Below are 23,648 nucleotides of genomic sequence, written 5' to 3' on the forward strand. Positions count from 1 at the left end.
CGTCGAAGGATGACTACCCACGAGGACAACCCGATCACCACCCGTCCCGGCACCGGCTCCTACACGGTGCCCGGCCTGAGCCTGGAGGAGGGCACCAAGATCGCCGAGTTGCTCCAGGACCGGCTGAACGCGCTGAACGACCTGGCCCTGACCCTCAAGCACGTGCACTGGAACGTGGTGGGCCCACATTTCATCGCCGTACACGAGATGCTCGACCCCCAGGTGGAGGAGGTGCGGGCCTGGGTCGATGAGACCGCGGAGCGGATCGCCACCCTGGGCATATCCCCTCTGGGCACGCCCGGGGAGATCGTGAAGAACCGCTCTTGGAGTGACTACAGCCTGGAGCGCGCCACCACCAACGAGCACCTCGGCGCGCTGAACGTGGTCTACGACGGTCTGATCACCGAGCACCGCACCGCCCAGCGAGCGGTCGCCGACGTCGACCCGGTCACCGAGGACATGCTCATCGGGCAGATCAAGGGCCTGGAGTTGTTCCAGTGGTTCATCCGGGCGCACCTGCAGAACACCCAGGGCGAGCTCGCCACCGCTGGCACCCGCTCGGAGGACACCGCCGCCCAGCGCGCAGCGGAAGCGGCCGGGGAGTAGCACCAGGACGCACGAGGGCCCCCGCCGTTCACAGCGGGGGCCCTCCTCGTGTGCTGTGGTTTCTCAGCCGGCGTTCTTGATGTCCACCACGAACACGAGAGTGTCATCGCCACCGATGCCGGCGCGCGGGTTGCCGCCGGGCCCGTAACCCTCATGCGGGGGGATGGAGATCAGCACACGGGACCCGATCTGCTGGCCCACCAATCCGTTGTCCCAACCGGCGATGACCTGGCCGATGCCGATACCGAACTGGATCGAGGAACCCCGGTCGTAGGAGTTGTCGAAGATCCGTCCACCCCAGACCTGGCCGAGGTAGTCCACGTCGATGGTCTGGCCGGCCTCGACCAGCCCGCCGTCACCGCGGCTGAGCACCGCGACGGTCAGATCTGCCGGTGGGGCGGCGTCGGGGAAGGTGATCTCCGGCTTGTCGCCGAAGGATCCGGAGGCTGTGGGCAGTGCGTTGGTCATCGCTCCTCATTTCGCTGCGATCAGCATTGGGGTCAACCGTCCCGGCCACGATAGACACATCGGCGCCGGAGTGCCGCCGGTGCTCATCGACCGAACAACTCGGCCAGCCAGGCCAGGTCCCTGGCCTCCTGGTGCCCGCCGCCGCCCTCGTGGTTGTTGTACTCCCACACCTCGATCTGCTTGCGCACCGGTTCGGATCCACCCTCATCCGCTGCGGTGCCGTAGGCGTTGTAGGAGGCGAAGACCGTGGAGGGCGGGCAGATCGTGTCCATCATCGCCACCGAGTACATCACCGGAGCGTGGGCGCGCTTGGCCAGGTTCACTCCGTCGATGTAGGAGATGGTCCGCCACAACTGCTCGACCCGGTCGCGGTGCACGGCGAGGTAGTCGGCGATCTCCACGAACGGGGCGGCACCGGTGATCTCCACCGCCCGGCGGATGTGCTGCAGGAACGGCACGTGGACCAGCGCCCCGGCCAGTCCAGGCGTGAGGGCGGCAGCCGCCAGCGCGATCGCCCCGCCCTGGCTGATCCCGGCCACCACCACGCGGTCCGGATCGACTCCGGGAAGGGTCCTGCCGGCCTCGACCGCGCGGACGGCGTCGGTGAACAGACGCCGGTAGTAGTACTCGGCCGGGTCGTGCACACCTCGGGTGAGGAAGCCCGGCTTCGAGGGTGTGGTCCCCACCGGGTCCGGGGTGTGCCCGCCCGAATTGCGGTGGCCCTGCCCGCGGCTGTCCATCACCAGGTGGGCATACCCCGCACTGGGGTAGAGGGTGTGCTCGTGCGGTAGCCCCCGGCCACCGCTATAGCCGAGGAAGCTGACCACCAGCGGCAGGTCCGCCGCTACCCCGGCCGGGCGGGAGTACCACGCCCTGATCGGGTGCCCGCCGAAACCCGCGAATGTCACGTCGCGTACCTGAACGTGGCGCAGCCCGGCCTCGACGTCCTGATGGCGAACCTCCAACGCGTGGCCGCGGGCCTGGGCGAGGGTCTGGGCCCAGAAGTCGTCGAAGTCATCCGGCTCGGCCACCGCGGGGCGGTACTGGCGAAGTTCGGTCAGTGGGAGATCGAAGAGTGGCATGAGCAGCGATCGTAGCGGGCCACGGGGCGAACGACGACGGCGCGCCCACCCGGTGGGTGGACGCGCCGTCGTGGGGGTTCGCGCCGGGCGGGCGGGCGCGCTCAGGGGTGCGCGGCGGGCCCGGCCGGGCCGCTCAGTTGTTCCGCAGGATCGCCAGGATCCGGAGGAACTCGATGTACAGCCAGATCAGGGTCACGGTGAGACCGAACGCCGCACTCCAGGCGTAGCGCCGAGCCACCCCGTTCTTGACGCCGCGGGCGATCATGTCGAAGTCCAGCACCAGATTCAGGGCCGCGAGGATGACCGCGAAGGCACCGATCGCCAGACCGATCCATCCCGAGCGCAGGCCGAACTGGCCGCCGATGTCGGTGAACCACATGATGCCGAGGTTGACCAGAACGAACACCGCGTAACTGATGGTCGCGATGACCACGATCTTGGTGAACTTGGGAGTCACCCGGATCTTGCCGCTGCGGAACAGGGCCAGGGTCACGCCGAAGGTGATGAACGTGGCCAGCACCGCCTGCACCACGATGCCGGGATACATGGTCTCGAAGACCCCCGAGATCACACCGAGGAACACACCCTGAGCGACCCCGTAGGCGAGGATCAGACCGGGGCTGGGCTCACGCTTGAAGGCGTTGACCAGACCGAGGATCAGTCCTACCACCAGCCCGCCTACCAGGGCGGCCATCTTCAGTCCGTCCGGGATGAGGAACCATCCCGCGGCAGCCGCGCCGACCACCAGCGCGAGCATCCCGGCGGTGCGGACTATCACGTCCTCATAGGTCATCCGACCCGTGTGCTCCGGGCCGGCATCGGGGCCGTAGTAGGACTGCTCGACCGCTTGGAACTGAGGCTCGTATCCCTGCGGCACCGTTGCGGTGCCGCCCTTGGGTTGGAAGTGCGCCCCGTGCTGGGGTTGCGCCTTGCCGAATTGCGGACTGTTGGACAGATAAGGGTTTGCCATGGACTCTCCTGGTCGCGTCATGGACGTCGGCCGATGTGCCGCACCCATCCTACTGGGCCAGGCGACGGGCAGAAGCACCGTAATCGGCCTCTCACCTCATGTAACGCCGGCGCGGGCTTCGGTGTTCCCGTGCCCTACCTCCCTCCACCGCCCGTGGGGCCCGCGCAGGTACCGGGCGACCCACGTGCGGTTCCGGGGGTGCCAGATGTCATCCCTGGGACCGGTGCGATCTCATCCTCAAGGGGGACGCCGGAACAAAGTGCTGGCCCCTAATGTGAAGGCGCTGGCATCATTCACCTCGCCCGCCGCATCAACCTACGGGGGAACGCACCATGATCGAGGCACGCGGCCTCACCAAGAGATACGGCAGGAAAGTCGCCGTCGACGACATCTCGTTCACCGTCCATCCGGGGCGGGTCACCGGGTTCCTGGGTCCCAACGGTGCGGGCAAGTCCACCACGATGCGGATGATCGTGGGGCTGGACCATCCGACCAGCGGCCAGGTGACCGTTGACGGCAAGTGCTACGCCAAGCACACCGCCCCACTTGGCCAGGTCGGGGCGCTCCTGGAGGCCCGCGCGGTGCACACCTCCCGCACCGGCTACCACCACCTGCGCACCATTGCGGCCACCCACGGCATCCCGCACTCCCGGGTGACCGACGTGATCGAACTGACCGGGCTGGGCTCGGTGGCGCACAAGCGGGTGGGGCGGGTTCTCCCTGGGGATGGGTCAGCGGCTGGGGATCGCCGCAGCGTTGCTCGGCGACCCGCGCACGCTGATCCTGGACGAACCGGTCAACGGCCTGGACCCCGAGGGCGTGCGTTGGGTCCGGACGATGATGCGCACCCTCGCCGATCAGGGCCGCACCGTCTTCCTGTCCTCGCACCTGATGAGCGAGATGGCGATCACCGCCGATGACCTGATCATCATCGGCCGCGGCCGGATCGTCGCCTCCGGTCCCCTGCAGGAGGTGATCGACTCGGTCACCGGCACCTCGGTGCGGGTGCGTGCTCCCCGGTCCGGTGACCTTGCTGAGCGGCTCGACCGCGCCGGCGCCTCGGTCGCGCAGGAGGGGCCCGGCGTGCTGGAGGTCGACGGGCTCAGTGCCGAGGAGATCGGTGAGATCGCGGCCGGAGCCGGGTTGGTGCTGCACGAACTCTCCCCCCGCAACGCCAGCCTGGAGGACGCCTACCTCAAACTCACCGCCGACGAGGTGGAGTATCACTCCGGTGGGCAGCCGATCGACGCACAGGCAGGGGCGGCATGAGCCCCGACATCAAAGGAACCGACCGGACCGGAGCAGCCGATCAACGGGGTGCGGGGCTCAACCCCGGCCGCCAGCATCTGGCGGTGCGTCCGACCAGCATGTGGCGCACGATCCGGTCGGAGTGGCTGAAGTTCTGGACGTTGCCGTCCTCGATCTGGACCATCGCGGTCACGATCGTGGTGATGGTGGGCCTGTCCGCCCTGATGGCTTGGGGCTTCACGTTCGATCCGACCAGCCCGGGCGGACCGGCGGACGGCGGCGGGGCCGACGTGACCATGGAGGGCGGGGAGGACTTCTCGCTGACTTCGCTCGGCCTGGTGGCGATCAGTTTCAGTTACAGCGTGGGGCAGATCGTGCTGGCGGTGCTCGGGGTGATGGTGGCCACGAGTGAGTACGCCACCGGTCAGATCCGGTCGACCCTGACCGCTGTGCCCACCCGCCTGCCGGTGCTGGTGGCCAAGGTGGTGATCGTGATCCTGGTGGGCCTGACCCTGGGAGCCCTGGCCGTGGCGCTGTCCTGGTTGGCCACCACCCCGATCCTGGAGCCGCACGGAATGCAACTGGACGTCTCCGAGGAGGGTGCCTGGCGCACCCTGTTCGGGGTGCCGCTGTACCTGAGCGCCATCGCGTTGTTCAGCCTGGGGATCGGGTTCCTGCTGCGGCACACCGCCGGCGCCATCGCAGCCGTGCTGGGCATCCTGCTGGTGCTGCCGATCGTGGGCATGATCCAGATCGACTGGCTCCAGGACCTGGCGCTCTACCTGCCGGCCAGTGCCGGTGAACGCCTGGTGATGGGCGCACCCGATGACGTGCTGACCGAGTGGCAGGGCTTCGCCGTCCTGTGCGGCTACGTCGTCGTCGCCCTGGTGCTCGCCGGGGTGCTGCTGCGCCGCCGGGACGCCTGACCGCCCTACCGGTGTTCAGTTCAGGCGTCGGCTGAAGTGGTGGCCGACGATGTCCATCCCGGCACGCAGGTAGAATCGGTGCGCCCGGTGGCGCTGGACACCGGAATCCAACTCGATCCGGGTACAGCCCGCGTCCCTGGCCCGCTCGGTCAGCGCGTTCAGCAGGATCGCGCCGTACCCGCGGGACCGCTTCCCGGTGGCGGTGGCTAGATCGTCCACATAGAACTTCCGGATCGCGCTGGTGTTGGCGATGATCCGCCAACCCGCTACCGCCACACAGCGGTCCTGGTGGAACAACGCGGTGAACCGGAGACCTTGCCCCTCTCCCTCGGCCAGCACCTGATCGAGGAGTTCGGCGGTCAGGTGCGGGCGCAAATCCTGCAGGACGGCGAGAATGTCCGGCCAGGTGGCGTCACCCGGCTCGAGGTCCACCAGGTGCGGGCTCTCGTTCGGGTCGGGAGAGGTCACGTCGCGTTGAGACACCCGGCCGATTCTAACGTTGCCACGCTCGCTGCCGGCCGATGGCGCCGTCGATGAGGGTGCCGGCCGACCACCGCCACGGTGGTCTGCTCGCGGCGCCGGCAGCAACATGCCGTAGCAACTGTGCGGGCCAGCCACGGGCCGTCCGCAGGGTGGCACAGAATAGCCCCTGTGGCATGACGATGTGACATATCGGCACCATCTCGGGGACACTGGACTCCGAAACGGTCCGAGCCCGCCCGGGACGGCTATGCCCAACGCCGCACCAGCAGCACCGCGAGGCGGCGTACCAGAGCGGCGACCGGTCACGATCTGCACGAGATAGGGACAACGAGACGATGACGGAACAGCAGCGGCAAGGGACGATCGGCGTGCGGGACGCCGGACCCGAGGACGCCGAGTTCCTGATCGATATGTTGCTCGAAGCGGTGAACTGGACCGGCGAGGAACGGATGAAGCGGCGCCAGTTGCTGCGCGACAAGACCCTGTCCCACTACGTGGCCGGCTGGCAGCGCGCCGGGGACCTCGGCGTGATCGCGGTGGACACCGGCGCACCCGCCGGGCTGCAGATTCCCATCGGTGCGGCCTGGCTGCGCCGGTTCGACTCCCACCACCCCGGTTACGGCTACGTCGCCGACGACGTGCCCGAACTGAGCATCGGGGTAGCGCAGCAGCACCGGCGCCGGGGCATCGGCTCAGGCCTGCTGCGCACGCTGTTCGCCCGCGCCGAGGCCGCCGGGATCCGGCGAGTCAGTGTCAGCGTGGAGGACGGGAACCCCTCGGAATCGCTGTTCGCCGCGGCCGGGTTTACCGTCGTGGGCCGCAACGGGAACGCTGACACCATGGTGCTGGACCTCTCGGCGGCCGACGCCTGAACCCAGTCGCCACGCCCACCGGCAGGTCTACACCGTCGCGAAGTAGACGACCTCGGTGGACCCGGCTCGGGCGAGTTTCACCTCGAAGCGGCCGATCACCATGCCCGAGGCGTTGATCAGGTAGACCACGTGCGCCGATCCCTCGGTCGCTTGCGGCAGGGCGACGACGAAGGTGGAGTCGGAGGATCCGACCACCGAGGCGAGCACATCCAGGGCGACCTCGTCGGTGTTCGCCCCGCCACTGAGTTGCGCCACGGCCTCGAACGCACGCGCCTCGACCAACTCCACATATCGGCGCACCGCCCCCAACGGCGAGCGCAGCCCGGAGCCGGAGTCCAGTCCGCGCACCGACCCGCTGCTGAGCACCTCGCCGACACTGTCCAACTCCTCTCCCCGCCAGCCGACCGCGAAGGTGACGGTCTGCTCGTGGGTCGGGCCCTGCCGGACCGCACGCTGGTGCCAGACGGTGGTGGCCACGATCAGCCGCCCGTCGACGTCCCCGAGGATCTCGACGTCGCGGACATCGAACTCCACCTCCGTGACGCGCCCCGGGGTGGTGGCCGCCGCTGCGGTGCGGGCCAGTTCGGTCCCGGTGGCCAGGGCGAACCTGGTGGCCTGATCCCCCAGCCCGACCGCATCCCTGAGTTCGGCTGCGGCCTGCGCCGGGGTGGCGTCGCTGGAGATGTACTGCGCTGCCCCGGGGCCGCTGACGAGGAAGTGTTCGTACAACTCATTCAGGAGCACCTCGAAGGTGCGCGCCTGGGACTGCACCTGCGCGTCGGGCGCTTGAGTGGGCTCGGGCACCGTGACCGGCGCGGGCGGTGTGCATGCCGCGAGTACTACCGCCAGCACCACAGCAACACTCCACCGCACGTGCCGCACCAGCCACCCCCTAGGATCAGATCGTCAGTTCGTCTCTTGACGGCACAAGACTAGGCCTCAGCGGCCGATGATGGGAGTTCGGGGGTCACCGCGTGGCGAAGTCGAAGCAGCCCGCGCCTGAAATCGAGGGCTACACCTACGTGCGCACCATCGGCCGTGGCGGCTTCTCCGACGTGTTCCTGTACACCCAGCACATGCCCCACCGTGAGGTGGCGATCAAGGTCTTGCGCACCGACGCGTTGACCGACTCACTGCGCCGCCAGTTCGCCGCTGAGGCCAACCTGATGGCGCGGCTGTCCAACCACATCAACATCGCCTCCATCTACGACGCCGATATCGATGACGAAGGTGAACCGTACCTGGTGATGGAGTACTGCTCCGGGGGCTCGCTGGGTGACACCTACCGGCACTACCCGATGTCGGTGCAGGACGTGCTGAGGATCGGGGTGCGGCTCAGCGGTGCGCTCGAGGCGGCGCACCGGGCCGGGATCGTGCACCGCGACATCAAACCGGGCAACATCCTGCTCACCGAGTACGGGGTTCCGGTGCTGTCGGACTTCGGGATCTCCACCATCGACGAGGAGTTCCCCGAGGCCACCATGGCCCGCGCCCGGGTGTACTCCTACGAGTCCTCCGGCACCGACGCCGACTCCGACGCCGCGATCGGTCTCAGCCTGCCCTGGGCGGCACCGGAGACCCTGGGAGACCCGCCCGTCTCCGACACCCGCTCGGACCGGTACTCCCTGGCCGCCACCTTGTACTCGCTGCTGGAGGGACGTTCCCCCCACGAGATTCCCCACGGCCCGAACAGTGCCTCGCACCTGACCGGTCGCATCCAGTCCGGCTTCGTGGCAGCGATGCAGCGACCCGACCTGCCGGACTCGCTGGTGGCCGTGCTGCGAAGGGCGATGTCCTTCGATCGTGCCGCACGCTATCCGGACTCCTATGCGTTCGGCCAAGCGCTGCGGGAGATCCAGCGCGAACTGGGCCACGACCTCACCCCCCTGGACCTACCCCGTGGCCACGAACCGGCGGCCACGCCGCCGGACCCCGCCCACAAGGTCGCGCCGCCGAACCCGGCCGATGTGGTGAGCCTGCCCGCTGGGCATCCCACGCTGGTGCCGCCGGAGCAGGCACCACCCCCACCCCGCGCCGGCGCGCACACACCAGCACCGGCACCGGTCCCCTCGCCTCCACCGGCCCGTACCTCCGCGCCGGCGACGGCCTCGACGGCACTGCCCGCGAGTGCTGCGCCCGGCGGACGCCACCGTCGTCGCCGCCTCCCGGCCGTGCTGGCCGGTGCCGCCGTGATCCTGGCGCTGGTGATCACCGGCGGGATCTGGCTGCTGAACCGGCCCGCAACCTATGAGGGTCCCGCGGTGGAACACCTGACGGTGACCGAGGACGGCGGCCGGATCCAGGTGGCCATCCCGCAGGATCTGGCCCCGCCGGAGGAGGTGCAGACACGGGTGGTGCGTCACGGCTTGGGACCGGTGGTGGAGGAGGGAGCGGTGGTGTCCCTCTCCCTGGGCCACACCTCCTGGATCCCCGGCTACGAGGTGAGCCTGGACCCGGGTGCCAGCGAGGAACGCCATCGCGACGTCACCTTGTCCGCAGCCGAGATCGAGGAACTCCTCGGGGAGCCGGTGGTGGGCCGCAGCGTGGACAGCGTGCTCCTGGTGGTCGCTCCACGTGGATACTTCCCCGACGAGGCACCGGATCTGCGGATCGACTACCCCTATAGCCAGTTGGCCGCCCTTCGCATCACCGGTTCCCGCTGAGCCTCACGCCGCCGGGACCCTCTGGTGCCGGCTCGTCCCGTCCGCCCACACCTGCTCCACCTGCAACCCGGTATCCAGCAGCACCGCGTCGGCGGCGTAACCGGGAGCAAGGGAGCCGAACCGGTCCGCCAGGCCCAGCGTCCGCGCCGGGGTACTGGTGGCAGCCTGGATCGCATCGGGCAGCGGGATCCCGATGCGCACCGCCTGACGGACCGCGGCGTCCATGGTCAGCGTGGAGCCGGCGATCGAGCCGGTGGAATCCAGGCGCGGCACCCCATCGGTGACGGTCACGGCCTGCCCGCCGAGTTCGTAGGCACCGTCCGCACAACCGGCGGCCGCCATCGCGTCGGTCACGTAGGCGATCCGACCAGGGGCCATCTCATGCAGGAGGCGTACCATCCGGGGGTGCACGTGCACGCCGTCGTTGATCACCTCACAGGTGACGCCGTCCCGTTCGGTGGCCGCCAGCACCGGGCCAGGGGCGCGGTGGTGGATCGGGGCCATCGCGTTGAAGGCATGGGTCAGGATGGAGGCCCCGGCGTCGAAGGCGGCACCGGCGTGGTCGTAATCGACCGCTGAGTGCCCTACCGCGACCCGCACCCCGGCCCGGAGCAGTTGTTCGATCGCGCCGCGCGCGCCGGTCAACTCGGGTGCGATCGTGACCTGTGCCAGGTAGCCGTCGGCTGCGGTCAGCATGGCATCGATATCGGCCTCGGTGGGCTCCCGGAGAAGGGCCTGGTCATGAGCACCGCGGTGCGCCGGACTCAACCAGGGACCCTCCAGGTGGATCCCCAGGACCAGCGGGTCGGCGGCGCAGACCTGCCGGGCGTCCGACACCTGGTCGCGCAGATCGGGGATAGTGGCGGTGACCATCGACAGCACCGACCGGGTGGTGCCGTGACGACGGTGATAGCCCAGGCCCTGATCGATCGCCTCGGTTCCGCCGGCGAAGGCGCCGCCGGCGCCACCGTGGCAGTGGATGTCGATGAGCCCGGGGATCAGCAGCCCGGTGCCTGCACCACCTGGGCAGCGTCCGGCGCGGCGCCGGTGCCGACGGCGGTGATCCCGGCGCCGGTGAAGGCCACCCAGCCATCGGTGTGCTCAGCACCATCGGTGATCATCCTCGGTGCGCGCAGCACCACGTCGGCAGCCGGATGAGTCATGACCGTCAACCTACACCGAGGCAGGGACCGGTCCGAGTGCCCGGTAGCGGTGCAGGTACCACGCCGGCTCAGGGATCCGCGCTGGTGCACACTCCGCGGTGGGGCAGGTCGGTGCGCGCGGCGATCAGCGCAGCGCCCTCCAGCGACGTACCCTGCGGCGCGACCCACTCCAGCGTGAATGAGGCCCCCTCCTGAGCACGCCGACTCAGGTCGGCGCGGAAGCGCTCTGGCCAGGCGGAGAGGCCACCGATCATGCAGCACCGCACCACGGCGCCGGGCGCTGAGCCCGCACCCCGCCCGCCCGTGGAGGCCCGGACGCCGTCGGGCGTCGCATCACCGGCGGGCGCGGTGGCCCGTGCGGCAGCCCGCACCGTGGCCCCGAGCGCTTCGGTGGCGCGGGCCAGGATCTGTGTGGCGACCCCATCACCGCCCCGGGCACCGACAAGCACCTGGGGCGCGAAGGACGCCAGCACCGGAATGGCTGCGGTGGCATCGCCGAGCCGGGCGGGCAGGGTGCGCAGGTCACCGAACTCCTCCTCGGCGACCGCCCGCAGCGCCGTCCGCGGACCGCGGCCGTCCAGTGCCCGGCAGGCGGCCATCAGGCCCTCTCGCCCGATCCACCAGCCGCTGCCCTCATCCCCCAGGGTCTGCCCCCAGCCGTCCACCTGAACCAGGCCGCCCCCGCCGTCGAAGGTGATCGCCACCGACCCGGTGCCCGCCGCCAGCACCACCCCGTTCGAGCCGCCGAGGGCGCCGGCGTGAGAGGTGACCGAGTCCGAGGTCACCAACGCCCGTGCCGCGAAGCGGTCGGCGAGCATCCGGGCTACCTCCGCGGCCGCGCGGGGTGCGGCTGCAACACCGGCTGCGCCCAGGCACACCGCGTCCACCCCGGTGTCGGGGACCTCACCGGCGACCAGCGCCCCCTCGATCGCCGCCATCGCCGAGGCCGGACCCTCGGGGTGGGACATGCCCAGGGCACCGCTGCCCCGCCCCAGCCACTGCTGGGCCGCGCTCTCGCGGCGAAGTACGCGGCATCCGGTCTTACCGAGGTCGATCGCCAGGACGGTCACGTACCACGTGTAGTCCATCGGGGTCCGGTGCCGCAAGCCTCATCGGCCCGGCCTCCGGGGCGGGTCAGACGGTCGGCGTCGCGGTCGTGAGGTTCCGGGCTCGCCGACGCTCGTTGGCACCGGCGCGCAGGTGGGCCCGGGCGAAGTCCAGCGCGGCGGCAAGGTCGGCCCGCACGTGCTCAGCGCTGGGTGCCTTGCGGGTCTGGACCTCCACCACCACGTCACCGGACCAGCCGGTGCCGGCCAGTTCCCGCAGCACCTGGGCGCAGGGCTGGGTCCCGCGACCGGGAACAAGGTGCTGGTCCATGATCGAGGGCACACCGTCGGCCAGGTGCAGGTGGCTGACCCGGTCGCCGATGCGGCGCAGCAGTTCGAGCCCGTCCTGTCGGGCGACCGCGGCGTGGGACAGGTCCAGCGTGATGTTCTCGTAGTCGCGGTCGGTGGGATCCCATCCGGGTAGGTAGGCGTTCACCTTCCGGCCTCTGACCTGCCAGGGGAACATGTTCTCCACCGCGACCCGAAGGCCGGTCGCGGTGGTCAGTTCATGCACGTGCTCGGCGAATCCGTGGGCGTAACGTCGCTGCCACCGGAACGGGGGGTGCACCACCACGGTGGAAGCACCGACCTCCAGGGCCAGGTCCGCCGACCGTTCCAGTTTCGGGCCGGGCAGCCTTCCCCAGACGTTCTGGCTGAGCACCAGGGAGGGGGCGTGGATGCTGGTCACCGGGACGCCGTACTGGGCGGACAGGTCCTGCAGCGCCCGGGCGTCCTGGGAGTACCGGTCGGACCAGACCATCACCTCCACGCCGTCGTAGCCGAGTTCGGCCGCGGCCTGGAAGGCGTGCGGGGCGCGGGAGGGGTACACCGCGCTGGTGGACAGGGCCACCCGGATCTCCTCGTTCCCGGCGGACGGTGCTGCCCGTCCGCTGTCGAGTCCGGTCCCTCGTCCGGCGTCTTTCGGTTCGCGCATGATTGCCACGGTAACCCGTGCGGACTAAAATCGATAACCGGGGCCCGGCGATCGGACCCGCGGACGAGGGAGCAGTACCCGCACCACGACAAGACTGACTCATGGAGGTGTCAGTCATGGCGTGGACGATCCTGGTGCTCTCCGGCGCACTCGAGGCGGTGTGGGCCGCAGCCCTGTCGGCATCGGACGGATTCCGCAAGTGGCGGCCCACCGTCCTGTTCGCGGTATCGATGACGGTCAGCATGGCCGGCTTGGCGTATGCCATGGTGTCCCTGCCCACCGGGACCGCCTATGCCGTGTGGGTGGGAATCGGGGCGACCTTGACCGTGATCTGGTCGTTCGCCACCGGTCAGGAACGCGCGAGCCGGTGGCGCATCCTCATGCTCGTGCTATTGGTGGCCTGTGTGGTGGGCCTGCGGGTGGTGAGCTGAGATGGCATGGTTCATCCTGCTCATCAGCGCGGTCTTCGAAGCGGTCTGGGCCACGTCCCTGGGCATGTCCGAGGGGTTCAGCCGCACCGGTCCCACCGTCGTGTTCCTCATCACCCTCACCATCAGCATGATCGGTCTGGGGTGGGCGGCGAAGACCATCCCGATCGGTACGGCGTACGCGGTGTGGACCGGGGTGGGCGCAGCGCTCACCGTGACCTACGCGATGCTCACCGGCACCGAACCGGTCTCGGCGGTCCGGATCGTGCTCATCGGGGGGATCATCGTCGCCGTCGTCGGCTTGAACCTCGCTCCGTCGGGTGCGGCGGCACACGACGGCGAGGAGCCGGTGCCGAACGGGGCTCCCGCACCGCCGGCCGTCTGACCCCGGGAACCGCGTTCGTCCCCCACAGTGAGTGCCCCCGCCGGGACTCGAACCCGGACTGAACCGATTTTAAGTCGGCTGCCTCTGCCGATTGGGCTACGGGGGCCGTCGCCACGTGAGCGCACGCCCAACGATAGAGCCCCCGGGGACCGTCGCTGGACCCGGGTGCGGGCCTTCGAACGCGGCTCAGGAACCTTGCGCGTTCCGCACACTCGCCGCAGCCTGCAGAAACTCCTCCCGGGGCGTCTGCAACCGGCCCAGGGCCACGATGTCACGCCGGAACAACAGGGCCATGGTCCAGTCCAGCACGATCCGCACCTTGCGGTTCACCGTCGGCATCGCCGACATGTGGTAGGTCCGGTGCATGAACCATGCCAGCGGGCCGCGGAACTTCAGCCCAAGCACCTCGGCCACCCCCTTGTACAGGCCGAGCGAGGCCACGGTGCCCAGGTTGCGGTGGTTGTAATCCTCCAGCGGCTCCTGGGCGAGCAGGTGCGTCATGTTCTTGCCCAGGTGGGTGGCCTGGCGGATGGCGTGCTGGGCCGTGGGGGCACAGGTGGTGATCCCGGGCGCGGACAGGTCCGGCACCGCGGCGCAGTCGCCCGCGGTCCAGGCGCCCTCGACCACCTGATCGTCCGCGTCGCACACCTGCAGGGTGGGGAGAGCGCGCACCCGGCCGTTCTCGGTCAGGGGCAGGTCGGTCCGGGCCAGGACCGGGTTGGCCTTCACCCCGGCGGTCCAGACCAGCGTGTCGCTCTCGAACGCAGTGCCGTCGGAGAGCACGATGTGTCCATCCACGCAGGATTCCAGGAACGTGTTCAGGTGCACGTCGATGTTGCGACTGCGCAGCTGCTCCAGTGCGTATCGGCCCAGGTCCGCCCCCACCTCGGGCAGGATCCTGCCGGTGCCCTCCACCAGCACGAACCGCAGATCGTCGGGGCTGATGGAGTCGTAGTAGCGGCAAGCCTCCCGCGCCATGTCCTCCACCTCACCGATGGCCTCGGACCCGGCGAACCCGCCGCCGACGAAGGTGAAGGTGAGCATCCGCCGCCGGGCCTGCTCGTCCCAGATGGAATCGGCCTGATCCATCATGGTCACCACGTGGTTGCGGAGCGAGATCGCTTCCTCGATCTGCTTGAACCCGATGCCGGTCTCGGCCAGCCCCGGAATCGGCAGCACCCGTGCGACGGCCCCGAGCGCGAGGACCACGTGGTCGTATCCCACCGTGTAGGCCTCACCGCGGGACGGCTCGATGGTGGCCCGACGAGCGGCGTGGTCCAGCGAATGCACCCGGCCGGTCAGGATCGTGGTGCCACGCAGGAGCCGGCGGTGGGAGGCCACCACGTGCCGCGGTTCGAGGGAGCCGGCGGCGGCCTCGGGCAGGAAGGGCTGGTAGGTCATGTACGGGCGCGGGTCGACCACCGCGATCGCCACCTGGCGCCTGCCCATACGTTTGCGGATCTGCCGGGCGGCGTGCAGGCCGACGTAGCCTCCGCCCAGGATCAGGACGCGGGGTACTTTGCGTGGAGATCGAGCCGTGGTGGCGGACATATCCCCACGATAGGGCAGTGCGATGCCGCTGTCGTGGGCCCGGCGGAGCAGTCGGCGACCGCTACGGGCTCGGTGGTGGCCCGCACGCGGCGATGGCTTCGTCCAGCATGGCCTCGGTGAGGCGGCCGGTGAAGGTGTTCTGCTGGGACACGTGATAGGAGCCGACGACGGCGACCGCCCGCTGCGTCGTCGCCGATCCCTTCGTGGGGGGTGCTACGGGTGCCTTCGCGCCGTGGCCGAAGGCCGGGCGGGGCCGGGGTACCTGCCAGCCCAGGGCGGATAACGCGGTGAAGGTGGCGTTCCAGGCGATCTGGCCCAGGGCAAGGATGCCGGTGACCGAGGGGGTGACCAACTCGATCTCCCGGCGCAGCCAGTGCGCGCAGGTGGCCCGCTCGGCGGGGGTGGGGGCGTTGTCCGGTGGGGCGCAGCGCACCGCGGCCACGATCCGGGCCCCGGTCAGTTCCAGGCCGTCTCCGGCGTGGCGGCTGGTGGGCTGGTTGGTGTAGCCGGCTCGGTGCAGGGCCGCGAAGATCCAGTCACCGGAGCGATCACCGGTGAAGACCCGTCCGGTGCGATTCGCCCCATGGGCGGCCGGGGCCAGGCCCACGACCAGCAGGTGCGGGTCCTGGTCGCCCAGGCCCGGGGCGGGGCGTCCCCAGTAGGGCTGGTCGGCGTAAGCGCGGCGGCGGGTGCGGGCCACGTCCTCGCGCCAGTCAACGAGCCGAGGGCAGGCCCGGCAGACGCTGGAGCGGGCATCGAGTTGCTCCAGGGTGCGGGTGGAGGCTGCGAGTTCAGCGACCTGCTCGGCGTCGCGGGCCCGGCGGGTACGCGGGCGCGCCGGGTCCTCCGGCCAGCCGGTTCCGGGTGGTACCGGGGAGGGGAACGGCTCGCCGGTGATGGGATGGGGACGTTCCATGTCTGCCTTGGCTACTCCGCCCAGTTACTCGGCTCAGTGACGTCGACGACCTGCGCTTGGAGGTGATGCACCAGTTGATCAGCGTCAACGGTGGCGGCGACTCCGTGCTCCCCCGCGCCGATGGAGACCATCCGGCCGGTCAGGGTGACATCGGCGATGACCGGCAGCGTCTGGGCGGAGCCGAACGGTGTGATCGCTCCGCGCAGGTAGCCGGTGACGTGGTGGGCCTGGTCGGCGTCGGGCATGGACAGCCGGCTCACCCCGAGCACCGCGCGCAGTTTCGGCCAGGAGATCGTGCGCAGCCCGGGAACGAGCACGAACAGGTAGTCGCCCTTGCCGCGCCGCACGAGCATCGTCTTGACCATGTCCTGCGGAGCCACTCCGCGCGCTGCGGCGGCCTCGGTCAGGGACTTCACCGGCCCGTGCCTCCGCAGGGTATGGGCCAGGCCGGAGGCCGCCAGCGCCTGCACCCCGGGGCCGTCCTGGGACTCGTTCATGTCGGTCATCCTCCTCACCTTACGCCCGGGGTCGGGCACAAAAATGTTCCCACCTGGCGCAGCCGCGCGGCATCATCGCCCCATGCACCTGCGCACTGACCAGGCTGCGGCCGACTGCCCTGAGTGCGGGGCCGCCGCTGCGGTGCCCTGCGCCGAACTGTTCGATCGCGTGCTGGCCCTGGATCACTCCCGAGCCGCGCCGTGGGGCCCGCTGCACGGTGTGGTGGTGTGCTGCTACCGGCTGCAGCATCCCTCGACCTTCGCCGTCGGGCAGGAGCAGACCATGCTGGACCTGTTGCGCACCTACCGCGACGGCGGTCCGCAGGCACTGGATCGGTGGACCGCCGGCGCGCGGCGCGCGAACTCCCACCGGCGCTCCACGACGTCTTCGGGTCCGCAGCCGTCGAAGCCGGCGCAGACCGCCCCTGGCCCCGAGGTCGCCGCTGAGCACCGGACCACTCGGGAACGTCGCGCGGGCCGGTTCGACGTCACGATCGCCGATGTGGCCGTCGATGGCACCTTCCCCGCCCATGGGCACGCCGATCGGGTCCGCGCTTGGGCGCAGGCGACACTGCGGGGGTGGCAGGGCTGAGCCGGGCCCGTTCACAGATTCCGATAGGCCTCACGGCGGTGGGCTACTCGAAGCATAACGACGATCAGTTGGTCGTTATCGATCGCATACACAACCCGATATGCACCGATCCGGATACGCCACAGACCCGGATGACCCCTGAGTTGCCGAACGTCGGCCGGCCGTGGATCATCGGCCAAAGCCATAATCGCCCGGTATACCCGGCGGCCGACGGGTTTATCCAGCCTTCTGAGTTCCTTACGCGCCCGGGCGTCAAAGACGATCTCGAAACCGGGTGACCCCGGGCTCACAGACCGAGGTCTCCTGCGACATCCTCTGCGGAGACGACCTCAGCGTCGCCTGCGCGGACTTCATCCCACCGCTGTTGGGCGATCCGTCCGTCTTCTCGGTCGAGCATTTCCTCGTAGGCCTCAACCAAGTCGATCGGGACGATCGCAGCAACCCGTTGGCGGCTGCGCCCCCGGGTCACGTAGGTAACCTCGTCACCGTATGTCGCTCGATTCACACGGTCGGAGAATCGGTCACGAGCTTCGGCAACGCTCAACTCGGTCGAGTCAGCACTCATGACCTCAGTTTACGCCAACTACGCCAACTACGCCAACTACGCCAACTACGCCAACTACGCCAACTACGCCATATTCATCAACTGGGCCATGGTCGCTCGTTCGCGACGCCATGGCGACGCGTCGGCTGCCGCTGTGGCTCAGTGCTTGAAGTGCACGAAGACCCGGCCGAAGTTCTTGGAGTCCTTCTCCACCCGGTGGTAGCGGGCCTTGATGTCCTTGCGGTTGAGGAACCGCAGTACCCGCTTCTTCAGTTGCCCGCTGCCTTTGCCCGGGATGATCTCCACGGTCTTGGTGCGGGTGCGTTCGGCCTCATCGATGACGTCCTCCAGCGCCCGATCGATGTGGTGCCCCTTGTTGTAGATGTCATGCAGGTCCAGCTTCAGAGCCACCACTCCTCCTCAACGGATCGCCGGGCACCGCCGCGCGCGGCGCCCTACCAGCATGCCACGGCTCCCGATGGCGCCCGCTGGGCGATTAGGGATGTGCTGACTGCCCCGCACATCCTTGACATGATGGTCGGGATTAACCGACTATACGGGAATGACCGACCATACGAGTGATGCCGACCATAGTGGTCTACCCGACTACGATCTGCCCGATGCCCTGGAATTCTCCCGCCCGGAGCAATACCGCGCGCTGTTCGAGGACACCAGGCTGCAGATCGTCAGCGCCCTGAGCGAGCGTGCCGCCACCACCTCCGAATTGGCCGAGGCGCTCGACAAACCCAAGGGCACCATCGGCCACCACCTCAGGGTGCTCTCCGACGCCGGGCTGGTGCACGTGGTGCGCACCAAGAAGGTCCGCGCCCTGGAAGCGAAGTACTACGGTCGGACCGCGCGGGTGTTCTGGTACCACCGCATCGCCGAGGGCGCCGGGGCCGACGAGCGCGCCATCGGCACGGCGGCCACCGAGCTCGCCCAGGTCCCGGCCCAGCAACGCCACGAGGTGTTCGCGAACATCCGCCACGCCCGTATCCCCGCCGAACGCGCCGAAGCCTTCAGCACCCGCCTGCAGGACCTCCTGCTCGAGTTCGCCGAGGAACCCAGGGCGGGCCAAACCACGTACGCCCTCGCGGCTGCCCTCTACCCCACCACCCGCCGCCCGCTGACGGCGGCGGAAGAGGGCAGAGCGCGGTCTTCCGAGACAGAGCACATCGGAAGGTCCGCACCATGAACGACGCCCATCAGCCGAGCAGCGACGGTGCTGCGAGCCCGAGCCAGGTGCACGCGCAAGAGCCCCAAGCACCCACCCCGGAGGCGCCCACGAGCGAACACCGCCTCGGCGCCAACTACTGGAAACTCTTCTCCGCCTCGGCCCTGACCAACCTCGGCGACGGGCTGATGGCGATCGCCGTGGTCTGGCTGGCCTCAGCCCTGACCCGCGATCCGTTATGGATCACCCTGGTCGGCCTGGCGTCCCGACTACCCTGGCTGCTGTTCTCACTTCCGGCTGGGGTGATCACCGACCGGTACGACCGGCGCTACCTCGTCGCAGCCATGGACGTGGCGAGGTTCGTCGTCGTCGCCGTTTTCGCCGTCGTCCTCCTCCTGCACCAGGAAGGCCTGCCCACCCCGGCCGAACTGGCCGCCGGAGCTCCCGAACCGGCCCAGTCCACCCTGTTACTGATCGCCCTGATCCTCATGGCGCTCTTGCTCGGGTTCGCCGAAGTTCTGCGGGACAACACCGCCCAGACCCTGCTGCCCTCCATCGTGGACAAGCGGCTGCTGGAGAAGGCCAACGGGCGGATGTGGGGCGCGGAGACGGCCCTGAACAACTTCGTCGGCCCACCCCTGGCCGGGTTCCTGGTGGCGATCGCTATCGCCATCCCGTTCGGGGCCAACGCGGTGTTCCTGGCCATCAGCGCAGTGCTGATCTTCTCGTTGAAGGGCAGTTTCCGGCCCCGCGGCGCAACCGTGCAACGCAGCAAGCGGATCGCCTGGCGCGCGGAGATCGGCGAGGGCTTCGGATGGCTGTGGCGCCACCCGGTGCTGCGCGCCCTGGCGCTGTTGCTGGGGGCGAGCAACCTGGCCGGCGCGATCGCCACGGCACTGTTCGTGCTCTTCGCCCAGGACGTACTGGGACTCTTCGACGGCTGGCAGTTCGGGCTCCTGCTCACCGGCATCGCCACCGGCGCCATCGCCGGCTCCCTCGTGGCCGAGCGCGTCGCGGCCGTGCTGACCGAGGGACGCTCGCTGCTGTCGGCGATGATGACCTTCGGCCTGGGGTACACCGCGATCGGGCTGCTATCCTCCGGCCTGGCGGTGTGGGCGGTCTCGGTGCTGATCGGGTTCGCCATCGTGCTGTGGAACGTCATCACCGTCTCGCTGCGCCAGCGCATCATCCCCGACCACCTCCTCGGCCGCGTCAACTCGGTCTACCGGTTCTTCGGCTGGGGCACCATGTCCCTGGGCGTGCTGGTCAGCGGCCTGCTGGTCACCTGGTTGGAACCCGGGCTCGGCAGGGAGTGGGCGCTGCGCACCCCGTTCCTGGCCGCTGGGGCGCTCAGTGCACTGTTGCTGCCCTATGCCTGGACGCGCGTGAACACCTCCGCGATCGAGGCCGCCAAGGCAGTGGCGGAGGTCGGCGACGACGCCTGAGGATGCTCTCAGGCCAGCGACAGCGCGATGCCGTCCAGGATGTCGTGCTCGCTGGTCACCACCGGCTCCAGCACGCCACCGGCCTGGGCCACCCGCTGGTCCACCCGGTCCAGCACCCGGTCCCACACCAGCGCCCCGGCGCCGATGACGTCCACCCGGCCCGGATGCATGTAGGGCAACTGTGCGCGCTGCTCACGAGGCATCCGCAGCAACTCATCGCAAGCCATCCTGATCTCGGGCACAGCCAGGCGGGCCCCGTTGATCCGGTCCCGGTCGTAGGACGGCAGGTCCAGGGCATGCGCGGTGACGGTGGTGATGGAACCGGCCACGCCGACAACCGAGCGCACCCGGCCCAGATCGACGCGCTGCTCGGCACAATCGAGCGCGGCGTCGATATCGGTGCGGGCCGCCTCGATCTGCGCACGCGTGGGCGGGTCGGAGTGCAGGTGCCGCTCACTCATCCGCACGCACCCCACGTCCATCGAAGCGTCCGCGTGCTGGGTCGCGCCGGTGCCGCTGACCAGTTCGGTGGAACCACCGCCGATGTCCACCACCAGCCGGACCCCTGCTCCGCCGTCCGGTTCCGTGCCGTTCTCGAGCACACTGATCGCCCCGGTGAAGGACAACCGCGCCTCCTCCGCGCCGCTGATGATCTCCGCCTCCACCCCCAGGCGCTGGTGCACCCCGGTGAAGAACTCCTCCCTGTTGGACGCATCCCGGCTGGCCGAGGTGGCCACGAACCGGATCGCCTGCACCCTGTGCTCCTCGCACAACCGGGCATACCCGGAGGTGGCCTCCAGGGTCCGCTGCAGCGCCTCCGGGTCGAAGCGCCCGGTACGGTCCACCCCCTGGCCCAGCCGGACCACCTCCATCAGACGCGTGATCTCGTGCAGGCCGGACCCGTCGTCGACGTCGGCGATGAGCAGGCGGATGGAGTTGGTTCCACAATCGATGGCGGCGACGCGTTTCACCCGGACAGCCTGCCAGATCGTCGGCGTGCCTTCACCCCCGGCGGCCACCGCCGGCCCGCGGGCCGGGCACCGGTGCCGTAGTGGGCGCGGCTCAGCAGTGGCAGCGCGCCGGGCTCCACACCTCGGCGAGTAGTTCCAGGGCTTCATCGCCCAACGGATTCACCCCGGGCCCCTCGGCGAGGGAGTGCGCCACCAGGACGTGCAGGCATTTGACGCGGGTGGGCATACCTCCGGCGCTGATCTTGTCGATCTCGGGGACATCGCCGAGTTCGGCACGCCTGCGCAGGTACTGCTCGTGGGCGCGGGCGTAGGCGGCGGCCAGATCGGCATCGGTGGCCAGGCGCTCGGTCATCTCTTTCATCACGCCCCGGCTCTCCAGGGTGGAGGTGGCCGCCACGGCGGCGGGGTGGGTCAGGTAGTACATCGTGGGGAAGGGGGTGCCATCCTCCAGCCGGGGTGCCGTGCGCACCACCAGGGGCCGGCCACACACGCAGCGGGCCGCGATCGCCACCACGCCGCGCGGGACCCGGCCCAACTGCTCGGCCAGCGTCACCAGGTCGGCTTCGGTTACCGGCCCGGTCATTCCTCGCCCGCCTCACCGGCCACCCGCAACGAGTCGGTCACGGTGATGTACCAGGGCCCCACCTGGGGCATCATCACCGGGCCGTCGCCGTCGGGATCGGACTCCACCTCTTCGCCGGTCACGATCTCGGGGTCGACCACCAGGTAGGCGGTCTCCCCCGGGTAGACGAACCCGAGTCGCTCGCGGGCCTGGGCCTGCACGTAGGCGGGGTCATCCCATCGGTCCAGGGTGCGCTGCAACTGGACGTTGCGTTCCTCGGCGGCTTCGATCTGGGCCACCAAGGTGCGCTGCTGCTCGGCCTGGGTGACGTAGGCGCGCAGCGTGGGAGTCACCACGATGAAGGCCATCAGGACCACCAGGAACAGCACCAGCGTGCGCACCGTGATCTGCCGCGGCGGCGGTTCGGGATCGACGACGGCGGCTCGGCCGGCACCCCGTTGGGGGACCCGGGCGGTCTTGCCCGGACTGAGCCCCGGCTGGGGCGCCGAAGGGCCGCTGCGGCCCCGCCGGCCCCGGGTGGTGGTGTCGGTCCCGCCTCGCTGTTTCGACCCCGGGGCGCGCGAAGGCGCACGAGGGGCACTCGGGCGGCGGGCATTCACCACAACATCGTCACGCACCCGCGGGGCAAAAGCCGCGAGCCGGCGGTGGAGTGTCGCACCCCGCTACCGACGCCGAACGCGGCGTTGGCCGGCTCTCGATAGATCGGAACCGGGCCAACGCCGCGTTCGCGGGGGATGCTCAGCCGTCGGAGCCGGCCTCAGGCTTTCGCGCGCGGGAACGCCGACGCACCGGCGTAACGGGCGGCGCTGTCCAGTTCGTCCTCGATGCGCAGCAACTGGTTGTACTTGTTGATGCGTTCCCCGCGGGCCGGCGCACCGGTCTTGATCTGCCCGGCGTTCACCGCCACCGACAGGTCAGCGATGGTGGTGTCCTCGGTCTCCCCGGAGCGGTGGGAGACCATCGCGGTGAACCCGTGGCGCTGAGCCAGGGAGATCGCATCGAAGGTCTCGGTCAGGGTGCCGATCTGGTTGACCTTCACCAACAGCGAGTTCGCGGCCTTGGTCTCGATGCCGCGGGCCAGGCGCTCGGGGTTGGTGACGAACAGGTCATCACCCACAATCTGCACCTTGTCCCCGACCTTGGCCACCAGATCGCTCCAGGAGTCCCACTCGTCCTCGCTCAGGGGGTCCTCGATGGACACCAGCGGGTAGTCCGCCACCAGTGTCGCGCGTAGTAGTCGATGAGTTCGGCCGGGGAGATCGCCTTGCCCTCGAAGTTGTAGGCACCATCGGCGAAGAACTCCGTGGCCGCCACATCCAGCGCCAGGGCGATATCCGAGCCGGCCTTGAAGCCGGCCTGCTCGATCGCGACCAGGATCAGGTCCAGCGCGGCGGTGTTGGACTCCAGGTTCGGCGCGAAGCCGCCCTCGTCGCCCAGGCCGGTGCCCAGGGAACGGGACTTCAGCACCGACTTCAGTGCGTGGTAGACCTCGGTGCCCCAGCGCAGCGCCTCGGAGAAGGTGCCCGCACCGACCGGTGCGATCATGAACTCCTGGATATCGACGTTGGAGTCGGCGTGCGAGCCGCCGTTGAGGATGTTCAGCATCGGTACCGGCAGCAGGTGCGCGTTCGGGCCGCCCAGGTAGCGGAACAGCGACAGATCTGCCGCTTCGGCGCTGGCACGCGCGGCAGCCAGGGACACCCCCAGGATCGCGTTGGCTCCGATGGTGCCCTTGTTCGCGGTGCCGTCCAGGTCGATCAGGGTCTGGTCCAGGAACCGCTGGTCGGCAGCGTCCAGGCCGAGCACCTCCGGCGCGATCGTCTCGGTGACCGCGGCCACGGCGTCCTGCACGCCCTTGCCCAGGTACCGGGTGGTGTCACCGTCGCGGCGCTCCACCGCCTCGAACGCACCGGTGGACGCCCCGGAGGGTACGGCGGCGCGAGCGAAGGAGCCATCGTCCAGGGCGATCTCGACCTCAACGGTCGGGTTGCCGCGTGAGTCAAGGATCTCGCGGGCACCCAGGGCCTCGATAGTGGCCACT

At 69.6% G+C, this 23,648-nt stretch carries 27 protein-coding genes, 1 tRNA gene, 2 pseudogenes and 1 riboswitch; of the genes and pseudogenes, 10 read left to right on the forward strand and 20 right to left on the reverse strand.

Going from position 1 to position 23,648, the window contains the following annotated elements; translation table 11 throughout:
• Positions 1 to 9: 9 nt before the first annotated feature.
• Positions 10 to 606 (forward strand): Dps family protein, encoded by a 597-nt coding sequence (locus ACRRRO_RS02910; protein WP_424797810.1) that lies wholly within the window; start codon positions 10 to 12, stop codon positions 604 to 606.
• A gap of 63 nt (positions 607 to 669) precedes the next feature.
• Here ACRRRO_RS02910 and ACRRRO_RS02915 read toward each other — a convergent pair whose 3' ends face one another.
• The 3 genes from ACRRRO_RS02915 to ACRRRO_RS02925 all read right to left on the reverse strand — a co-directional run bounded on the left by ACRRRO_RS02915 (position 670) and on the right by ACRRRO_RS02925 (position 3,126).
• Positions 670 to 1,074, reverse strand: coding sequence for an FKBP-type peptidyl-prolyl cis-trans isomerase (locus ACRRRO_RS02915; RefSeq protein WP_424797809.1), 405 nt, complete (start codon positions 1,072 to 1,074; stop codon positions 670 to 672).
• An 83-nt stretch (positions 1,075 to 1,157) separates the two neighbouring features.
• On the reverse strand, positions 1,158 to 2,156 hold the full coding sequence (locus ACRRRO_RS02920; RefSeq protein ID WP_424797808.1) for an acetylxylan esterase: 999 nt from the start codon (positions 2,154 to 2,156) through the stop codon (positions 1,158 to 1,160).
• A gap of 133 nt (positions 2,157 to 2,289) precedes the next feature.
• Positions 2,290 to 3,126, reverse strand: coding sequence for a Bax inhibitor-1/YccA family protein (locus ACRRRO_RS02925; RefSeq protein ID WP_424788078.1), 837 nt, complete (start codon positions 3,124 to 3,126; stop codon positions 2,290 to 2,292).
• A gap of 332 nt (positions 3,127 to 3,458) precedes the next feature.
• Here ACRRRO_RS02925 and ACRRRO_RS02930 point away from each other — a divergent pair.
• A pseudogene (locus ACRRRO_RS02930) lies at positions 3,459 to 4,395 on the forward strand (ABC transporter ATP-binding protein).
• A complete protein-coding gene (locus ACRRRO_RS02935; protein WP_424797806.1) occupies positions 4,392 to 5,300 on the forward strand; it encodes an ABC transporter permease in 909 nt (302 codons plus the stop codon). Before ACRRRO_RS02930 ends, ACRRRO_RS02935 begins: the two are co-directional and overlap by 4 nt.
• 15 nt (positions 5,301 to 5,315) lie before the next feature.
• Here ACRRRO_RS02935 and ACRRRO_RS02940 read toward each other — a convergent pair whose 3' ends face one another.
• Positions 5,316 to 5,783, reverse strand: a complete 468-nt coding sequence (locus ACRRRO_RS02940; RefSeq protein ID WP_424797805.1) for a GNAT family N-acetyltransferase — start codon at positions 5,781 to 5,783, stop codon at positions 5,316 to 5,318.
• A gap of 335 nt (positions 5,784 to 6,118) precedes the next feature.
• Between ACRRRO_RS02940 and ACRRRO_RS02945 the strand changes: the two genes are divergently transcribed.
• A complete protein-coding gene (locus tag ACRRRO_RS02945) occupies positions 6,119 to 6,655 on the forward strand; it encodes an N-acetyltransferase family protein (RefSeq protein ID WP_434081053.1) in 537 nt (178 codons plus the stop codon).
• Between the two features lie 27 nt (positions 6,656 to 6,682).
• Here ACRRRO_RS02945 and ACRRRO_RS02950 read toward each other — a convergent pair whose 3' ends face one another.
• The gene (locus ACRRRO_RS02950; RefSeq protein WP_424788074.1) at positions 6,683 to 7,510 is read right to left on the reverse strand and encodes a hypothetical protein; all 828 of its coding nucleotides are present in this window, start codon (positions 7,508 to 7,510) and stop codon (positions 6,683 to 6,685) included.
• 119 nt (positions 7,511 to 7,629) lie between these two features.
• Between ACRRRO_RS02950 and ACRRRO_RS02955 the strand changes: the two genes are divergently transcribed.
• Positions 7,630 to 9,318 (forward strand): serine/threonine-protein kinase, encoded by a 1,689-nt coding sequence (locus tag ACRRRO_RS02955; protein ID WP_424797804.1) that lies wholly within the window; start codon positions 7,630 to 7,632, stop codon positions 9,316 to 9,318.
• A gap of 3 nt (positions 9,319 to 9,321) precedes the next feature.
• Here ACRRRO_RS02955 and nagA read toward each other — a convergent pair whose 3' ends face one another.
• The 4 genes from nagA to ACRRRO_RS02975 all read right to left on the reverse strand — a co-directional run bounded on the left by nagA (position 9,322) and on the right by ACRRRO_RS02975 (position 12,521).
• Entirely contained in the window at positions 9,322 to 10,323 is a 1,002-nt protein-coding gene (gene nagA, locus ACRRRO_RS02960) for an N-acetylglucosamine-6-phosphate deacetylase (RefSeq protein WP_434081544.1), read from the reverse strand.
• Positions 10,317 to 10,481, reverse strand: coding sequence for a hypothetical protein (locus tag ACRRRO_RS02965; RefSeq protein WP_434081054.1), 165 nt, complete (start codon positions 10,479 to 10,481; stop codon positions 10,317 to 10,319). The genes nagA and ACRRRO_RS02965 overlap by 7 nt, the downstream gene beginning before the upstream one ends.
• 68 nt (positions 10,482 to 10,549) lie before the next feature.
• Positions 10,550 to 11,569 carry an N-acetylglucosamine kinase gene (locus ACRRRO_RS02970; protein ID WP_424797802.1) on the reverse strand — a complete coding sequence of 340 codons (1,020 nt, stop codon included), beginning with the start codon at positions 11,567 to 11,569 and terminating at the stop codon, positions 10,550 to 10,552.
• Between the two features lie 46 nt (positions 11,570 to 11,615).
• Entirely contained in the window at positions 11,616 to 12,521 is a 906-nt protein-coding gene (locus ACRRRO_RS02975) for a sugar phosphate isomerase/epimerase family protein (RefSeq protein WP_424797801.1), read from the reverse strand.
• Between the two features lie 37 nt (positions 12,522 to 12,558).
• Positions 12,559 to 12,625, forward strand: a riboswitch (guanidine-III (ykkC-III) riboswitch).
• 12 nt (positions 12,626 to 12,637) lie between these two features.
• Between ACRRRO_RS02975 and ACRRRO_RS02980 the strand changes: the two genes are divergently transcribed.
• Positions 12,638 to 12,952 carry a DMT family transporter gene (locus ACRRRO_RS02980; protein WP_424788069.1) on the forward strand — a complete coding sequence of 105 codons (315 nt, stop codon included), beginning with the start codon at positions 12,638 to 12,640 and terminating at the stop codon, positions 12,950 to 12,952.
• A 1-nt stretch (position 12,953) separates the two neighbouring features.
• The gene (locus tag ACRRRO_RS02985; RefSeq protein ID WP_424797800.1) at positions 12,954 to 13,334 is read left to right on the forward strand and encodes a DMT family transporter; all 381 of its coding nucleotides are present in this window, start codon (positions 12,954 to 12,956) and stop codon (positions 13,332 to 13,334) included.
• 32 nt (positions 13,335 to 13,366) lie between these two features.
• Here ACRRRO_RS02985 and ACRRRO_RS02990 read toward each other — a convergent pair.
• The 4 genes from ACRRRO_RS02990 to ACRRRO_RS03005 form a co-directional block, all read right to left on the reverse strand.
• Positions 13,367 to 13,440: transfer RNA gene (locus tag ACRRRO_RS02990), tRNA-Leu, on the reverse strand.
• A gap of 80 nt (positions 13,441 to 13,520) precedes the next feature.
• On the reverse strand, positions 13,521 to 14,885 hold the full coding sequence (locus ACRRRO_RS02995; RefSeq protein ID WP_424797799.1) for an NAD(P)/FAD-dependent oxidoreductase: 1,365 nt from the start codon (positions 14,883 to 14,885) through the stop codon (positions 13,521 to 13,523).
• Positions 14,886 to 14,946: 61 nt separating this feature from the next.
• Positions 14,947 to 15,801, reverse strand: a complete 855-nt coding sequence (locus ACRRRO_RS03000; RefSeq protein ID WP_424797798.1) for a uracil-DNA glycosylase — start codon at positions 15,799 to 15,801, stop codon at positions 14,947 to 14,949.
• Between the two features lie 11 nt (positions 15,802 to 15,812).
• Complete coding sequence (locus tag ACRRRO_RS03005) at positions 15,813 to 16,307, reverse strand: aminoacyl-tRNA deacylase (RefSeq protein ID WP_434081055.1); 495 nt, start codon at positions 16,305 to 16,307, stop codon at positions 15,813 to 15,815.
• A 73-nt stretch (positions 16,308 to 16,380) separates the two neighbouring features.
• On the opposite strand from ACRRRO_RS03005, the gene ACRRRO_RS03010 reads away from it, so the two are divergent.
• Positions 16,381 to 16,890 carry a DUF5946 family protein gene (locus ACRRRO_RS03010; protein WP_424797796.1) on the forward strand — a complete coding sequence of 170 codons (510 nt, stop codon included), beginning with the start codon at positions 16,381 to 16,383 and terminating at the stop codon, positions 16,888 to 16,890.
• A gap of 11 nt (positions 16,891 to 16,901) precedes the next feature.
• On the opposite strand, the gene ACRRRO_RS03015 is transcribed toward ACRRRO_RS03010, so the two are convergent.
• The 3 genes from ACRRRO_RS03015 to ACRRRO_RS03025 all read right to left on the reverse strand — a co-directional run bounded on the left by ACRRRO_RS03015 (position 16,902) and on the right by ACRRRO_RS03025 (position 17,845).
• A complete protein-coding gene (locus tag ACRRRO_RS03015; protein ID WP_424797795.1) occupies positions 16,902 to 17,180 on the reverse strand; it encodes a type II toxin-antitoxin system RelE family toxin in 279 nt (92 codons plus the stop codon).
• Entirely contained in the window at positions 17,177 to 17,455 is a 279-nt protein-coding gene (locus tag ACRRRO_RS03020; protein ID WP_424797794.1) for a hypothetical protein, read from the reverse strand. The genes ACRRRO_RS03015 and ACRRRO_RS03020 overlap by 4 nt, the downstream gene beginning before the upstream one ends.
• 138 nt (positions 17,456 to 17,593) lie before the next feature.
• Entirely contained in the window at positions 17,594 to 17,845 is a 252-nt protein-coding gene (locus ACRRRO_RS03025; RefSeq protein WP_424797793.1) for a Smr/MutS family protein, read from the reverse strand.
• A gap of 151 nt (positions 17,846 to 17,996) precedes the next feature.
• Between ACRRRO_RS03025 and ACRRRO_RS03030 the strand changes: the two genes are divergently transcribed.
• Together ACRRRO_RS03030 and ACRRRO_RS03035 are read left to right on the forward strand one after the other, a co-directional pair.
• Positions 17,997 to 18,629 carry an ArsR/SmtB family transcription factor gene (locus ACRRRO_RS03030; protein ID WP_424797792.1) on the forward strand — a complete coding sequence of 211 codons (633 nt, stop codon included), beginning with the start codon at positions 17,997 to 17,999 and terminating at the stop codon, positions 18,627 to 18,629.
• On the forward strand, positions 18,626 to 20,053 hold the full coding sequence (locus tag ACRRRO_RS03035; RefSeq protein WP_424797791.1) for an MFS transporter: 1,428 nt from the start codon (positions 18,626 to 18,628) through the stop codon (positions 20,051 to 20,053). The genes ACRRRO_RS03030 and ACRRRO_RS03035 overlap by 4 nt, the downstream gene beginning before the upstream one ends.
• 8 nt (positions 20,054 to 20,061) lie before the next feature.
• On the opposite strand, the gene ACRRRO_RS03040 is transcribed toward ACRRRO_RS03035, so the two are convergent.
• The 4 genes and pseudogenes from ACRRRO_RS03040 to eno form a co-directional block, all read right to left on the reverse strand.
• Positions 20,062 to 21,024 (reverse strand): Ppx/GppA phosphatase family protein, encoded by a 963-nt coding sequence (locus tag ACRRRO_RS03040; protein ID WP_424797790.1) that lies wholly within the window; start codon positions 21,022 to 21,024, stop codon positions 20,062 to 20,064.
• A 91-nt stretch (positions 21,025 to 21,115) separates the two neighbouring features.
• Positions 21,116 to 21,607 carry a DUF501 domain-containing protein gene (locus ACRRRO_RS03045; protein ID WP_424797789.1) on the reverse strand — a complete coding sequence of 164 codons (492 nt, stop codon included), beginning with the start codon at positions 21,605 to 21,607 and terminating at the stop codon, positions 21,116 to 21,118.
• Positions 21,604 to 22,206, reverse strand: a complete 603-nt coding sequence (locus ACRRRO_RS03050) for an FtsB family cell division protein (RefSeq protein ID WP_434081056.1) — start codon at positions 22,204 to 22,206, stop codon at positions 21,604 to 21,606. Before ACRRRO_RS03050 ends, ACRRRO_RS03045 begins: the two co-directional genes overlap by 4 nt.
• Before the next feature lie 158 nt (positions 22,207 to 22,364).
• Positions 22,365 to 23,647: pseudogene (eno, locus tag ACRRRO_RS03055) on the reverse strand (phosphopyruvate hydratase).
• Between the last annotated feature and the right edge of the window lies 1 nt (position 23,648).

The sequence above is a fragment of the Sanguibacter sp. Z1732 genome (assembly GCF_051020515.1).
GTDB lineage: Bacteria > Actinomycetota > Actinomycetes > Actinomycetales > Beutenbergiaceae > CALKWS01.

Excerpts from the sequence above, each read along its gene's own strand:
- ACRRRO_RS03030 (WP_424797792.1), top strand. The coding sequence starts at position 17,997 with ATGACCGACCATACGAGTGATGCCGACCATAGTGGTCTACCCGACTAC.
- ACRRRO_RS02920 (WP_424797808.1), bottom strand. The coding sequence starts at position 2,156 with ATGCCACTCTTCGATCTCCCACTGACCGAACTTCGCCAGTACCGCCCC.
- ACRRRO_RS02985 (WP_424797800.1), top strand. The coding sequence starts at position 12,954 with ATGGCATGGTTCATCCTGCTCATCAGCGCGGTCTTCGAAGCGGTCTGG.
- ACRRRO_RS02970 (WP_424797802.1), bottom strand. The coding sequence starts at position 11,569 with ATGGACTACACGTGGTACGTGACCGTCCTGGCGATCGACCTCGGTAAG.
- ACRRRO_RS03010 (WP_424797796.1), top strand. The coding sequence starts at position 16,381 with ATGCACCTGCGCACTGACCAGGCTGCGGCCGACTGCCCTGAGTGCGGG.
- ACRRRO_RS02975 (WP_424797801.1), bottom strand. The coding sequence starts at position 12,521 with ATGCGCGAACCGAAAGACGCCGGACGAGGGACCGGACTCGACAGCGGA.
- ACRRRO_RS03020 (WP_424797794.1), bottom strand. The coding sequence starts at position 17,455 with ATGAGTGCTGACTCGACCGAGTTGAGCGTTGCCGAAGCTCGTGACCGA.
- ACRRRO_RS02995 (WP_424797799.1), bottom strand. The coding sequence starts at position 14,885 with ATGTCCGCCACCACGGCTCGATCTCCACGCAAAGTACCCCGCGTCCTG.
- ACRRRO_RS02910 (WP_424797810.1), top strand. The coding sequence starts at position 10 with ATGACTACCCACGAGGACAACCCGATCACCACCCGTCCCGGCACCGGC.
- ACRRRO_RS02965 (WP_434081054.1), bottom strand. The coding sequence starts at position 10,481 with ATGACTCATCCGGCTGCCGACGTGGTGCTGCGCGCACCGAGGATGATC.
- ACRRRO_RS02945 (WP_434081053.1), top strand. The coding sequence starts at position 6,119 with ATGACGGAACAGCAGCGGCAAGGGACGATCGGCGTGCGGGACGCCGGA.
- ACRRRO_RS02935 (WP_424797806.1), top strand. The coding sequence starts at position 4,392 with ATGAGCCCCGACATCAAAGGAACCGACCGGACCGGAGCAGCCGATCAA.
- ACRRRO_RS03005 (WP_434081055.1), bottom strand. The coding sequence starts at position 16,307 with ATGACCGACATGAACGAGTCCCAGGACGGCCCCGGGGTGCAGGCGCTG.
- ACRRRO_RS03000 (WP_424797798.1), bottom strand. The coding sequence starts at position 15,801 with ATGGAACGTCCCCATCCCATCACCGGCGAGCCGTTCCCCTCCCCGGTA.
- ACRRRO_RS02980 (WP_424788069.1), top strand. The coding sequence starts at position 12,638 with ATGGCGTGGACGATCCTGGTGCTCTCCGGCGCACTCGAGGCGGTGTGG.
- ACRRRO_RS03045 (WP_424797789.1), bottom strand. The coding sequence starts at position 21,607 with ATGACCGGGCCGGTAACCGAAGCCGACCTGGTGACGCTGGCCGAGCAG.
- ACRRRO_RS02925 (WP_424788078.1), bottom strand. The coding sequence starts at position 3,126 with ATGGCAAACCCTTATCTGTCCAACAGTCCGCAATTCGGCAAGGCGCAA.
- ACRRRO_RS03035 (WP_424797791.1), top strand. The coding sequence starts at position 18,626 with ATGAACGACGCCCATCAGCCGAGCAGCGACGGTGCTGCGAGCCCGAGC.
- ACRRRO_RS02915 (WP_424797809.1), bottom strand. The coding sequence starts at position 1,074 with ATGACCAACGCACTGCCCACAGCCTCCGGATCCTTCGGCGACAAGCCG.